Genomic DNA, 14,606 nt, shown 5'->3' with positions numbered 1-14,606 from the left:
AAAAACATCAAAAAATATAGTTTTTTCATAAAAAAACACAAAAATCTATTTTTTGTCAGGTTGAAGCGAGTAGAAAAATATTCTATAGTTTATTATAATCTATTTTATTCGGAAGGAGAAATGAGAATGAGGATAAAGAAAATTGCTAAGAAGTGTATGGCGGCTCTTTTGCTGTTGACAATGTCAGTAGGAACAGATTCCGTGGCTGCGCAGGCAGATCGAAAAGTAAGTGATGTCTTTGAGGACGTGAATGCAGGGGATTGGTATGAGGATTATGTACAGTATGTATATAATAATGAAATTATGACAGGGCTGAATAATAAGCAATTCGGTCCCAATGATTTGTTGGTGAGAGCGCAGTTTGCTGTTATTGTCTGGCGCATGGAAAAGTCGCCTGCGATGGCGTTTGAAGAAGTGTTCCCGGATGTAGAAGATGAAGTCTGGTATACGGATGCTATTATTTGGGCGGCTGAGAAAAAGATTGTCAATGGGTACACGGATACAGGGTATTTCGGACCGGCTGATCAGATTAATCGCGAACAGATGGCTGTTATGATGTACCGTTATGCAGATTATCTTGGGTATGACACGGAGACAAAGGCTGATTTCAGTAAATTTACGGATGCAGACCAGGTAGATGAATTTGCAGATGAAGCAATACAGTGGGCAGTTGCTAATAAGATTATCAGCGGTAAATACGAAGGAAAAGTTCTTGACCCACGAGGAAATGCAACCAGAGCTGAATGTGCTGCAATCATCCAGAGATTTATTGAAAATGTAGTTTCGGCTGCTCCAGACGATCCGGACCCGATTGCTCCAGACGATCCAGACCCGATTGATCCGGACGATCCGAATCCGGTTGACCCGGACGATCCAGACCCGGTTGACCCGGCAATGACTTCGACGGAATATATGCAGGCCGTCAGGAAGTTGGTTACGGAAAAAGAGCCCAACGGAATTACCGATGAGAAAGCTGGTGTGGATTATGGTGATCTTAGAAAATATACCTATTATTCCACTACAGCACAGCGGAATACTAATGTAAATGTGCTGCTTCCGGCAGGATATTCTGAGGAAGAAGAGTATCCGGTTCTGTATGTACTTCACGGTTACTGGGGGACAGAAGATGCGCTTTTAGATGCAGGAGACGCTTCCCTGCGTCTTAAACAGATGATTGGCAACCTTACGGCACAGGGCGAAGCGGAGAAGATGATTGTTGTATTCCCATATATTTACTGCAGCAAAGACCAGCAGTACTGCAGTGGGTTAGATCTGCAGAATTCATTGAATTATGATAACTTCATCAACGACCTTACTACAGATCTTATGCCATACATAGAAGAAAATTTTGCTGTCGCTACTGGCAGGGAGAATACGGCCATTACAGGTTTTTCAATGGGAGGACGCGAATCTCTGTTTATCGGACTTACAAGATCAGATTTATTTGGGTATGTAGGCGCTGCCTGCCCGGCTCCGGGACTTACCCCGGGGGATGATCCGAATTTCCATCCGGGACAATTGAAAGAAGACAAGCTTTTGTTCGATAAAGAAAAGGGTGAGCCAAGTCTTATTATGGTGAGTGCTGCGGTAAATGATGGAGTTGTAGGAAATGCACCGCAGAATTATCATACTATTCTGACAGAAAATGGAGTGGATCACGTATGGCATACCGTTGCTGACGGAGATCATGGCGGAATGACTATACGGCCACATATTTACAATTTTGTGCGGTCTATTTTCAAAAAAAGTTTTGACGTAAGTACAGAACCGGATGAAAATGAGTGGGATGATTATAAAGAAACGGACAGTGCTGAAATGCAGGAATTTTACCAAAATGCAATTTATAACATGGGAAACACTTACAGGCTGCGCAGTAAAATAGAAAAAGCGCAGAAGGGAGAAGAGGTTAAGATTGCTTATCTGGGAGGCTCGATTACAGAAGGCGTCGGAAAGGACAATACCTGTTATGCAAAGCGCTCTTATGATTATTTTGCAGATACATTCGGGACAGGCGATAATGTAAAATATATCAATAAAGGATTATCAGGAACGTCCTCAGTGGTAGGGTTGATCCGTGCGCAGTATGATATATTGAACGATGATCCGGACGTCGTTTTTATTGAATTTTCAGTGAATGATAATGCAAGTGAACTGTGCAAGAAGAGCTTTGAGGGGCTGGTGAGGCAATGTCTGTCCTGGAAGAGCGAGCCTGCGGTTATCATTGTAGTTAATCGTTCCAAAGGTGGGAATACCATGCAGGAACAGATGGGGGCAATTGGCAAGAATTATGACGTGCCTGTCTTAAGTATGGATATTGCATTGACGAAAGCATTTGCATCCGGACTTTTGACAACGGACGATTATTTTGAAGATGAGTTCCATCCCCATGACGCAGGAAATAAGTTGATTTCTGATGCTATTGCATATTACTATCGTCAGGCACTTAAGACGGTCAACAGGGATGAATCTTACAGAATGCCAGTTACATCTGTTTATGGAACGGAATATGCGACAGCAACTCTTGCACCGCCGTGGGAGCTTGCAGATGTGGTAAATGGTTCCTTTGCATCCAGTGATTCAAATTACCGTTTCCCATATGGATGGAAGTTTGTAAAGGGAAGCGCTAATACGCCTATGACCTTTAAAGCAACTGGAAAAGGGATTTTCATTTTGTTCCAATCCAAGGATGATGAAACATTCGGGAATCTTAAGGTGACTGTAAATGGACAAACATCTGTTATCAGTGGGAAGCGTCCATATACATGGGGAGGACCGGATGCAGATATTGCATATATTCAAAATGAAAGCGGAACGCTTGATGTTTCTATCTGCATGGAAGATGTGGATAAAGAATTTTCCATTTGGGGAATTGGGGTTATAAAATAAATAGTAATAGATTGTATCAATACATATTCGTTGAAGATAGAGGAGATTGATTGGAATAAATGCCATAAATCAGTTATTATTATTGTATAGGCTTTGCAAATTATGATTAAAATTGACAATTTACATTTTGGAGGTAGTAGCTATGGACAAGAAAAGATTTATGGTAGTTAGTGGATTTTTGGGTGCAGGAAAAACAACCACAATGGTGGCGCTGACAGAGTACATCAATAGTATTGGTAAGCATGCTGCGATTATTGCAAATGATCTTGGTGCAAATTACATTATAGATGCGGAGTATTCCAGCCGTCAGAATGTAGAAGTTACACCGATTGGAGGAGATTGTATTTGCTATATTCCAGATACGCTGATTGAAAGGATTAACCGTCTGAATAAAGAACCGAAGGATATCGTTATGTCAGATATACCGGGATGTGGGATTGGCGCACTGGATCATGTATACGGTAATCTTGACAAGAATCATAAAGATGAATTTACACTGGCTCCATTTACCGTTATCGCAGACCCGGAAAGGCTCCGCATGATTATGCCGGAACAGGCAGATATTAATCTACCGGAAGAACTGAAATTTTTATTAGATGCACAGTTGAGAGAAGCAGACTGTATTGTCCTCAATAAAACAGATCTTATGAGTGAGGAAGAAGTTGCCCGCTATGTGAAGTTTTTGCAGGAAGCATGCCCGGGTATTCCGGTATTCCCGATTTCTGCAAAAGAAAAAACGGGCTTAGAAGCTTTAGCGGATTACGTGCTGACGGCAGAGAGCCGTGTTAATATTACGGATATTGGATATGGCGGCCCGGAATTTATTTCTGCAGAGAAGAAAATGTCCTGGTTTAATCGGAATGTATTTATTACTTCTAAAGATGGAATCGAATTTGATGGTAATCAGTTGGTAGATGACGTTATTGATGAAATTCGCGACGGATTAATAGCCAACAAGAGAAACGTGCCGCATCTTAAGACTTTTGCAGTAGGAAAGGAAAATGATTATGGCAAGGCAAGTTTGATTGGTGTAGATTATGATATTATCCATGATCAGGAACTTAAGGAAAATACATCCAAATTACAGCTTGTAATCAATGCCCGTGCTGTATGTGAATCTGATCTTCTGCTTGACATTGTGGACGAGGCTTTTGAAGTGATTGCAGAGAAGTATAACGTAAAAGTAAAGCTTTTCTTCAATGAGTGCTTTGGTATGATGGATGAAGGAAGATAAATATGGCAGATGCAATTCATGAACAGATAAAAGAATACTATGGTGTGACTCTTCAAAGCAGCGATGACCTGAAGACAAATGCCTGCTGCTGCAGTTCGGCGCCTCCCAGATATGTAAAAGATGTTCTTCCGCTTATTAAAGATGAAATCAAGAAACAATTTTATGGCTGTGGGTCGCCGATTCCCATGGGACTTTCCGGATGCACTGCGTTGGATCTTGGCTGCGGGACAGGAAGAGATGTGTACATTCTTTCTAAGCTTGTCGGAGAGCGGGGACACGTGTATGGCGTGGATATGACAAAAGAACAGATTGACGTTGCTATCCGCTGTCAGCAGGAGCAGGCAGAAATATTTGGCTATAAGCAGCCGAATACCAGTTTCCATCTGGGATATATAGAAGATTTGAAAAGCCTTGGTATTGAAGATGATTCTGTAGATGTAGTGACATCCAACTGTGTGATTAATTTGTCACCTTTTAAGGAGCAGATATTTACAGAAGTATACCGCGTCCTGAAGGAAGGCGGAGAATTATGTTTCTCCGATGTCTTTGCGGACAGACGACTTCCTGATGAAATTAAGAATGATCCGGTAATGCGTGGAGAATGTATGGGAGGTGCCATGTATCTGGAAGATTTCCGCAGACTCATGCATCGGTGCGGCTTTATTACCTACTATATGGTTGAGAAAACACTTATTCAGCCCCATGATTTTGAGATAGTCCGGCTGGTAGGAGATATTAAATTTTATTCTTGTACAGTTCGTGCATTTAAAGTAAAAGGGTTAGAAGACCGGGAAGAGGACTACGGACACAGTGCGGTCTATCTCGGGACAATGGAGGAAAATAGAAGGTATTTTGATTTTGATGAAACGTGCCGTTTTATTAAAAATAAGCCACTTGGAGTTAGTAGGAATGTTGCGGCTATCTTGAAGACTTCGCGCATGAAAAACCATTTTACGGTGACGGGAGAGGGAGAGACCCATCGGGGATTATTTGGAGAAATTGCGCTTCAATTGAATCCGACCCAATATGATAAAACCCAGAAAATTTCGATAAAAACCCTGAACGATGAAATGAAGCGTTATGATATACCGGAATTTATGGACAAGGTAAAGAGTATAGATAAATTGTATTCTAAGCCAAAGTTGACAACTATGCAGGTTAATGTGGGGTATCGCTGTAATCTGTCTTGTACGCATTGTTTTTTGGAATGTGGTCCGGAGCGGACGGAGATGATGACGAAAGAAACGATGGATTTTTGTCTCCGGGCATTTAAAACCGGTGGTTATGAAGTCATGGATATTACAGGTGGTTCGCCGGAAATGAATCCGAATCTGGAATATTTTATTGATGAGGCATCAAAACTTGGCAAAGTCATTGTGCGGACGAATCTTACTATATTAAAGAATGAAAAATATGCGCATTTTATTGATGTGTATATGAGAAATAAGGTACGGATCGTATGCTCTTTGCCCTATTACAATAAAAAAGTGGTGGAAAAGCAGAGAGGTTCCTGTGTGTTTGATCCGGCGATTGAAATTCTGCAGAAGCTTAATGCTATTGGTTATGGTAAGAAGGATGAGCTTCAGCTCTCTTTGGTATATAATACAGATGGGCCGTATCTGCCTCCGAATGAGATTATGCTGGAGAATACATACCGTAAGGTTCTTAAGAATGAATATGACATTGAGTTTACAGATTTGATTGCGATAGGGAATGTACCCATTGGCCGATTTGGACAGGAGCTAAAGTGCCAGGGGAAATTAGGGTCTTATCTGAAGCTTCAGAGTGAGAATTTTAATGAAGATAATCTGCCCGGGGTTATGTGCCGGGATCAGATTAATGTAGATTATGACGGAAGCCTGTATGACTGTGAATACTATCATGTGCTTGGCATTAAACCGATGAGAGAGAAGAATATTGCAGATATTGCAGACAAGCCGCTTACACAGCGGGAGATTCCGACTTGTGCTGTCTGCTATAGCTGTACGGCGGGATATGGAAGCAGCTGTGGCGGGAATCTTTCGCATGGATAAGTTGATATGAGCAGTGCGACTTCGCCATTGCTACGCAGCCTTACGTCACGAGCTTCGCTCTGAGAAGCATGAGCAGTGCGACCTCGCCATTGCTATGTAGCCTTACGTCACGAGCCTCGCTCTATAAAAAATAAGAAGATACGCCATATATGTGCGAGCACATATGGCGTATCTTCTTATTTTTTACACTGCTCATGCTATTCGTGGACGTTTTTGTATGCGGTTGAGAGCATGAGTTTGATTCGGTTTAATTGGTTGACTTCGCTGGCGCCTGGGTCGAAGTCGATTGCTACGATGTTGGATTCGGGGTAACGCCGTCTTAGTTCTTTGATGACTCCTTTTCCTACTACGTGGTTTGGCAGGCAGGCAAAGGGCTGCGTACATACGATATTCGGAGCGCCGTTATGGATGAGTTCCAGCATCTCTCCGGTCAGGAACCAGCCTTCTCCGGTCTGGTTGCCCAGAGATACGATTTCAGATGCCATTTTTCCCAGGTCTTCGATGTGCGCCGGTGGGTCGAAGTGTTTGCTTTCTTTGAAAGCTTTTGTTGCAGGGGCGCGGAACCATTCCAGCGCTTTAATGCCGAGGTTTCCAAGGGTTGCTTTTTTCTTGGCAAAGCCAAGCTTCTGTACCTTGAAATTTTGGTTGTAGAAGCAATAAAGGAGAAAGTCCAGAAGGTCAGGCACAACAGCCTCTGCGCCTTCGCTTTCCAGAAGGTCTACCAGGTGGTTGTTGGCTGCCGGAAGGAATTTCACGAGAATTTCTCCTACGACACCGACGCGGGGTTTTTTAATATCTAAGAGTTCGATGTTATTGTCGAAGTCTTCAATAATGTCTTTGCACAGTTTTTTGAACTTTCTTCTGGATGGATAGCCGGAAGATACAAAATCAGCGCAGACTTTCTTCCATTTTTCATGCATGGCGTTTACGGAACCGGGAATAGCTTCGTAAGGACGCAGGCGATAGACGCATTTCATGAAAATATCCCCGAAGATAGCGGCGTATACTCCGCGAAGTACCAAAGGAAGTGTGATTTTAAATCCGGGATTTCCCTCTAATCCGCTTAAGTTAATGGAAATAACAGGGATGTGTTCATATCCGGCTTTCTTCAGTGCACGGCGTATAAAGCCTATGTAGTTGGATGCGCGGCACCCGCCACCGGTCTGGCTGATGATGACGGCAATTTTATCGGTATCGTATCTGCCGGATAAAATTGCTTCCATAATCTGGCCCACAACCATGAGAGAAGGATAGCAGGCATCATTATTTACATATTTCAGTCCCATATCTACGGCGTGTTTGTTGTCATTTGGCAGGACTTCTACCTTGTATCCGGATGCGCGGAAAGCCGGTTCCAATAATTCGAAGTGGATCGGAGACATTTGCGGGCAGAGAATTGTATATTCTTTGCGCATTTCCTTTGTAAATGGAACTTTTGTGATGGCAGAAGAATGGATTTCTCGCTTCTCATTACGCTTTTCTCTGACACGGATTGCCGCAAGGAGGGAGCGGACACGGATTCTTGCCGCACCAAGATTATTTACTTCGTCAATTTTCAAAGTTGTATAAATCTTGTCGGAACCCGTCAGAATGTCGGCTACCTGGTCGGTAGTCACAGCATCCAGACCACATCCGAATGAATTGAGCTGAATCAATTCCAGATTATCTTTTGTCTTTACGTAGTTTGCGGCAGCGTACAGCCGGGAATGGTACATCCACTGGTCCATAACATTTAAAGGACGTTCCACAGGATTCAAATGTGATATAGAGTCCTCGGTTAGAACAGCTATATTATAGGAATTAATTAATTCGGGAAGTCCGTGGTTGACTTCAGGGTCAATATGATAAGGACGGCCGGCAAGCACGATTCCCCGGTTTCCTGTTTTGTCCAAATAAGCAATTGTCTCTTCGCCTTTCCGGCGTATGTCTTCGCGGCAGGCATTTAATTCCATCCATGCTGCGTGGACAGCAGTTTTAATCTCTTCCGGCGGAATGGAGAACTTAGAGGACAGTTCTTCAATCAGCCGTGACGAAAGGGTTTCTTCGTTTTTAAATGAAATAAACGGGTGGATAAAATCCACTTCACCATTTACAATGGCATCAATATTATTTTTAATATTTTCCGGATAAGAAGTTACAATCGGGCAATTGTAATGATTGTTGGCATCTTCAAATTCATTCCTTTCGTAAGGGACGGAAGGATAGAAAATGTGAGGCACTTTTTCATTAATCAGCCATTGTACATGGCCGTGAGCCAGCTTTGCCGGGTAACACTCAGACTCGCTTGGAATAGATTCAATACCAAGTTCGTAAATCTTTCTGGTAGAAGCAGGAGAGAGGATTACACGGAATCCCAGCTCTGTGAAAAAAGTATGCCAGAAAGGATAGTTCTCATACATGTTCAGTACTCTTGGGATACCAATTATGCCGCGTTTTGCTTCTTCTATTTTCAGCGGTTCGTAGTTAAAATATCTCTGGTTTTTATAAGTAAATAAGTTCGGCAGTTTGTTTTCGCTTTTTTCTTTCCCCAGACCACGTTCGCAGCGGTTGCCTGTGATAAATTTTCTTCCGCCGCTGAAATGGTTGATTGTCAAACGGCAATTGTTCGTACAGCCTTTACATTTCGTCATTGTTGTCCGGTATTCCAATGTATTGATATCTTCAATGGAAAGCATGGTAGTACCTTCACAATCCGCGTAGCGTTCTCTTGCAATCAGAGCGGCACCGAAAGCTCCCATGATACCGGCAATGTCAGGACGGACTGCTTCACAATTTGCAATTGTTTCAAAACTTCGCAGCACTGCATTGTTATAGAAGGTCCCGCCCTGTACAACAATATGTTTTCCAAGCTCAGATGCATCCGATACTTTGATTACTTTGAAAAGGGCGTTTTTAATTACAGAGTAAGCAAGACCGGCAGAAATATCAGCGACCTCTGCCCCTTCTTTTTGTGCCTGCTTTACTTTGGAATTCATGAATACAGTACAGCGGGTTCCAAGATCAATAGGATTTTTTGCAAATAATGCTTCGTGTGCAAAATCTTCTACGGAATAGTTCAGAGATTTCGCAAATGTTTCAATAAAAGAACCGCACCCAGAGGAGCACGCTTCATTAAGCTGTACGCTGTCTACCGTATGGTTTTTGATTTTGATGCATTTCATATCCTGGCCGCCGATATCAAGAATGCAGTCAACTTCCGGGTCAAAGAAGGAGGCAGCATAGTAATGGGCAATGGTCTCTACTTCGCCTTCATCTAACATCAGCGCGGCCTTCATCAGAGCCTCCCCGTAACCGGTGGAGCAAGAGTGAACAATTTCTACTTCTTCCGGAAGTTGGCTGTAAATATCTTTAATAGCGGAAATGGCAGTACCGAGAGGATCCCCATCATTATTGTGGTAAAAGGAATATAAAAGAGTTCCGTCTTCCCCTACTAAAGCAGCCTTTGTCGTGGTAGAACCGGCATCAATTCCGAGAAAGGCCTTACCTGTGTAGGATGACAGATCTTTTACCGGAACCTGGTGTCTGGCATGGCGCTCTGTAAATGCCTGGTAATCTTTTTCTGTTGCAAATAGAGGCTGCATACGCTCAACTTCAAATTCCATCTTAATCTTACCGGAAAGACGGTTCTGCAGTTCGCGGACAGGAATGTCCAAATCCTTTTTGGAATTAAGAGCAGAACCGATTGCAGCAAAAAGATGGGAATGTGTTGGCGCAATTGTGTGCTCCGCATCTAAGTGTAAGGTCCGCACAAAGGCTTCTTTCAGTTCAGAAAGAAAATGAAGCGGACCGCCTAGAAAAGCGACATGTCCGCGGATTGGTTTGCCGCATGCAAGACCGCTGATTGTCTGGTTGACAACAGCCTGGAAAATGGAAGCGGCCAAATCCTCTTTGGATGCTCCGTCGTTAATTAGAGGTTGGATATCTGTTTTGGCAAATACGCCGCAGCGGGCGGCAATAGAATATAAAGCTTTATAGTTTTTGGCATATTCATTGAGACCAGATGCATCTGTCTGGAGGAGAGAGGCCATCTGGTCAATAAACGATCCTGTACCTCCGGCACAGACGCCATTCATACGCTGCTCAATATTTCCGCCTTCAAAATAAATAATCTTGGCGTCTTCGCCGCCAAGTTCAATTGCAACGTCGGTATGCGGAGCATAATCCTGCAAGGCAGTAGATACAGCGACCACCTCCTGGACGAAGGGGACGCCGAGATGTTTTGCAAGAGTCAGACCGCCAGAACCTGTTATAACCGGAGATACATGAATGGAACCCAATTTATAAACGGCCCTGCCGAGCAAGTCGGATAAGGTTTCCTGAATGTTTGCATAATGACGTTCGTAATCGGAGAAAGCTACATCGTTATTGTCATCCAGAATGGCAATTTTAACCGTTGTTGAACCGATATCAATTCCGAGTGTATATAATTCTTTTTGACTCATAATATGTACTCCTATCAAACAAAATATGTGTTATTACTTATTAAATGTCGTTTTTTGTTTTTGACCTGTAACATTATACGACAAAAAAATCCAAAAGACAATTAACAAATATTATAAGACTGTAAAATTACTGTTAAAATTTTTGATATAATTGACAAACAATCCACAAGACGGTAAAATTACTACATACATTTTATAGGCAGATAAGGAGTAGTCAGATGGATTGGTTAAGTAAACTGGAACGCAGATTTGGAAAGTATGCGATTCCAAATTTGATGTACTACATTATTATTATGTATGCGGGGGGATTTATACTTCAATTGATAAATCCGAGCTTTTATTATCAGTACTTAAGCCTGGACGCGTCGGCAATCCTGCATGGACAGATATGGAGAATTATAACCTTTATGATTCAGCCGCCCTCAACGAGTGTGATTTTCATTATTTTTGCTTTGTATCTGTATTATATGATCGGTACGCAGTTGGAGAGAGCATGGGGAGCTTTTCGGTTCAACGTATATTTTTTTGCCGGGATTTTGTTCCATGTCCTTGCTGCAATTCTCGTATATCTAATTACCGGCATATCTTTGCCGATTGACACGTGGTATTTGAATATGTCATTATTTTTTGCGTTTGCGGCATTGTATCCGAATGTGCAATTCCTTCTGTTTTTTGTTATTCCGGTAAAGGTGAAATGGCTGGCGCTGCTTGACGGAGCATACTTCTTGTATACGGTTATTCTCGCGTTTTTTCCTTCTTATGGAGGAGGAATTTTTGGCATAATATATAAAGCCAATGCGGTTGCCGCGGTTGTTTCGATTCTGAACTTTATTATTTTTTTCCTGGGTTCCAGGAATATGAAGCCTTATTCACCGAAGCAGGTGAAGCGTAAGAGAGAATTTCAAAAGAAGATTCGCCCGGTAAATACTTATGCCAACGGAGCAAAGCACAGATGTGCCGTCTGCGGTCGGACGGAGCTTGATAATCCGAATCTGGAATTCAGATACTGCTCAAAGTGCAATGGCAATTATGAGTATTGCCAGGATCATTTGTTTACACATACACATGTGAATTAAAAGGAGAGGAATGGAGAAAAAATGAAAAAAACAAAAATAGTCTGTACGATGGGACCGTCGGCCAATGATGCTGAAATGATGAGAAAGTTAATTCAGAATGGCATGGATGTGGCAAGGTTTAATTTCTCGCATGGAACGCATGAAGAACAGAAGGCCAGGATGGATACCCTGAAGAAGGTACGGGAAGAAGAGAGAAAGCCGGTTGCAATCCTGCTGGATACCAAAGGCCCTGAGATTCGGACAGGACTTTTGAAAGATGGCAAAAAGGTGACTTTAGAAGCGGGAAAGAGATTCGTCCTTAGTACCGTGGAAAAAACAGGGGATGAAACGGGGGTTTCCATTACTTATCCGGGACTGGCGGAGGATGTTGAGATTGGGAAGAGAATTCTGATTGATGACGGGTTGATTGAGCTTGTTGTTCAGGATAAAAAGGATACGGAGATTATATGTACGATTGTAAATGGCGGAGAGCTGGGCGAGAGAAAAGGTGTTAATGTGCCGAATGTACCGGTGCGCCTTCCCGCGATTACGGACAAAGACAGAGAAGATATTAAATTTGGTGTAGAGCAGGGAATTGATTTTATTGCAGCGTCTTTTGTGCGTAACGCAGAGTGTATTTTGGAGATAAAAGCATGGCTGAAAGCATGTAAAGCTCCTTATATTCCCATTATAGCCAAGATTGAGAATGCAGAAGGAATCAGAAATATTGATGAGATTATCCGCTGTTCTGATGGAATTATGATTGCACGCGGCGACTTGGGTGTTGAGATTCCGGCGGAAGAGGTTCCATACCTTCAGAAAATGCTGATACAGAAATGCAATGATTACTATAAGCCGGTTATCACGGCGACACAGATGCTGGATTCTATGATTCGCAATCCGCGTCCGACCCGTGCGGAAGTTACGGATGTGGCAAATGCTGTCTATGATGGAACGGATGCGGTAATGCTTTCAGGAGAGACTGCATCAGGGAAATATCCGGTAGAGGCATTGCAGATGATGGTTCATATTGTGGAGAATACAGAAGAGCATTTGGATTATGAGATTATATTAGAAAAATCAAGAGAGCATCAGAAAAAAGGCATTTCCAGTGCAATTGGTTATGCTTCAGTTGCTGCGGCAGTGAGCCTGAATGCAAAATGTATTGTAACGCCGTCTGTATCCGGCGCAACGTCAAGGGTTGTTTCTAAGTTTAAGCCTAAGGCAGAGATTATTGGCGTAACTCCGAATGAGGAGACATTGAGAAGAATGCAGCTTTATTGGGGTGTGAGACCATATAAATCAATTGAATTTCATACAACAGAGGATATTTTAAGCGGAGCGATTGACCTTCTCTCTGCGAAGCAGGTGGTGGAGACGGGAGATGTTGTCATTCTTACGGCAGGAATCCCTTCGCCAAGTATTAAAGCAGAAAAAGAAAGCGTAAGCAATATGATGCGGATAGCAGTTATAGATTAATGCACAATAGATATTACAGAAAAGAGGAACAAATAGCTATGATAAAAGAACCATTTGTAACAAAAGAGCAGGTCGCTGAGATTACGAAGACCTGGCCGACACCCTTTCATCTTTATGATGAGAAAGGAATCAGAAGGAATGCGGAAGCATTAAAGAAAGCTTTTTCCTGGAACAAAGGGTATAAGGAATACTTTGCAGTAAAGGCGACGCCCAATCCATTTCTTATTCGTATTTTAAGGGAATATGGCTGTGGATACGATTGCTCTTCACTGACGGAATTAATGCTTTCTGATGCAATCGGTGCCGAGCCGGGCGACATCATGTTCTCTTCGAATGATACTCCGGCGGAAGAATTCGCATTGGCGGATAAACTGGGGGCAATTATTAATCTGGATGATATTACACATATTGATTTTCTGGAAAAAACAATCGGACATATCCCTGAGACGATAAGCTGCCGTTATAATCCGGGTGGATTGTTTAAAATCAGTAATGATATTATGGATAATCCGGGGGATGCCAAGTATGGCATGACTACAGAGCAAATTTTTGAAGCTTTCAAAATTCTCAAAGCGAAAGGCGCGAAGGAATTCGGAATTCATGCCTTTCTTGCAAGCAATACCGTGACTAATGATTATTATCCAATGTTAGCGAAGGTTTTGTTTGAAGTGGCTGTAAAGCTTCAGAAAGAGACAGGTGCACATATTAAGTTCATTAATCTGTCTGGTGGAATCGGGATTCCCTATAAGCCGGATCAGGAGCCGAATGATATTCAGGTAATCGGAGAAGGTGTGCGGCGTGTGTATGAAGAAGTACTCGTTCCGGCGGGAATGGGTGATGTAGCGATCTATACAGAACTTGGCCGTTTTATGATGGGGCCATATGGCTGTCTGGTTACGACTGCGATTCATGAAAAGCATACACATAAGGAGTATATTGGAGTAGATGCCTGTGCGGCAAATCTGATGCGGCCGGCAATGTATGGCGCATACCATCACATAACGGTTCTTGGAAAGGAAAACGAACCCTGCAGCCATATGTATGATGTGACCGGTTCTCTGTGTGAGAATAATGATAAGTTTGCAATTGACAGGATGCTGCCCAAGATTGATATGGGAGATGTCCTGGTAATTCATGATACAGGCGCCCACGGGTTCTCTATGGGATACAATTATAACGGACGGCTTCGGTCTGCCGAGGTGCTGCTGAAAGAAGATGGAAGCACACAACTGATTCGCCGTGCGGAAACGCCTTCTGATTATTTTGCAACATTTGATTGCTTTGATATTGGAAAAAAATTAATTGCAAAATAATTGCAAATTGAGACAAAAAAGTATTGTTTTTTTTAAAATACTATGATACAATGAATCTCGGCTTGAAAAGGTCGGGATATGCGGATGTGGCGGAATGGCAGACGCACAAGACTCAAAATCTTGCGGGGGTGACCTCGTGTGGGTTCAAGTCCCACCATCCGCAT

At 42.7% G+C, this 14,606-nt stretch carries 7 protein-coding genes and 1 tRNA gene; 7 read left to right on the top strand and 1 reads right to left on the bottom strand.

Features of this window, described 5'->3' with window-relative positions:
* Window positions 1–126 precede the first annotated feature (126 nt).
* The 3 genes from OCV99_RS03265 (at window position 127) to arsS (ending at window position 6,153) form a co-directional block, all read left to right on the top strand.
* Complete coding sequence (locus OCV99_RS03265) at window positions 127–2,886, top strand: S-layer homology domain-containing protein (protein ID WP_262574709.1); 2,760 nt, start codon at window positions 127–129, stop codon at window positions 2,884–2,886.
* Window positions 2,887–3,028: 142 nt separating this feature from the next.
* Complete coding sequence (locus OCV99_RS03260) at window positions 3,029–4,120, top strand: GTP-binding protein (protein WP_158368114.1); 1,092 nt, start codon at window positions 3,029–3,031, stop codon at window positions 4,118–4,120.
* Window positions 4,121–4,122: 2 nt separating this feature from the next.
* The gene (arsS, locus tag OCV99_RS03255) at window positions 4,123–6,153 is read left to right on the top strand and encodes an arsenosugar biosynthesis radical SAM (seleno)protein ArsS (protein ID WP_158368112.1); all 2,031 of its coding nucleotides are present in this window, start codon (window positions 4,123–4,125) and stop codon (window positions 6,151–6,153) included.
* A 197-nt stretch (window positions 6,154–6,350) separates the two neighbouring features.
* Here the strand turns inward: arsS and OCV99_RS03250 are convergent, their stop codons facing one another.
* Window positions 6,351–10,595: a 2-hydroxyacyl-CoA dehydratase gene (locus OCV99_RS03250; RefSeq protein WP_158368110.1), complete on the bottom strand. Its 4,245-nt coding sequence runs from the start codon at window positions 10,593–10,595 to the stop codon at window positions 6,351–6,353.
* Window positions 10,596–10,813: 218 nt separating this feature from the next.
* Between OCV99_RS03250 and OCV99_RS03245 the strand changes: the two genes are divergently transcribed.
* The 4 genes from OCV99_RS03245 to OCV99_RS03230 all read left to right on the top strand — a co-directional run bounded on the left by OCV99_RS03245 (window position 10,814) and on the right by OCV99_RS03230 (window position 14,605).
* Window positions 10,814–11,671, top strand: a complete 858-nt coding sequence (locus OCV99_RS03245; RefSeq protein WP_158368108.1) for a rhomboid family intramembrane serine protease — start codon at window positions 10,814–10,816, stop codon at window positions 11,669–11,671.
* Window positions 11,672–11,692: 21 nt separating this feature from the next.
* Entirely contained in the window at window positions 11,693–13,129 is a 1,437-nt protein-coding gene (gene pyk / locus OCV99_RS03240) for a pyruvate kinase (protein ID WP_158368106.1), read from the top strand.
* A gap of 38 nt (window positions 13,130–13,167) precedes the next feature.
* On the top strand, window positions 13,168–14,442 hold the full coding sequence (locus tag OCV99_RS03235) for a diaminopimelate decarboxylase (RefSeq protein WP_158368104.1): 1,275 nt from the start codon (window positions 13,168–13,170) through the stop codon (window positions 14,440–14,442).
* A gap of 80 nt (window positions 14,443–14,522) precedes the next feature.
* Window positions 14,523–14,605 (top strand) — tRNA-Leu (locus OCV99_RS03230).
* The last annotated feature ends 1 nt before the right edge of the window (window position 14,606 follow it).

This window comes from Dorea acetigenes (genome assembly GCF_025567385.1).
GTDB classification, from domain to species: domain Bacteria; phylum Bacillota; class Clostridia; order Lachnospirales; family Lachnospiraceae; genus Claveliimonas; species Claveliimonas acetigenes.
Note: the sequence above shows the minus strand (reverse complement) of the source record. Positions and strands in the feature narration are given on the sequence as shown.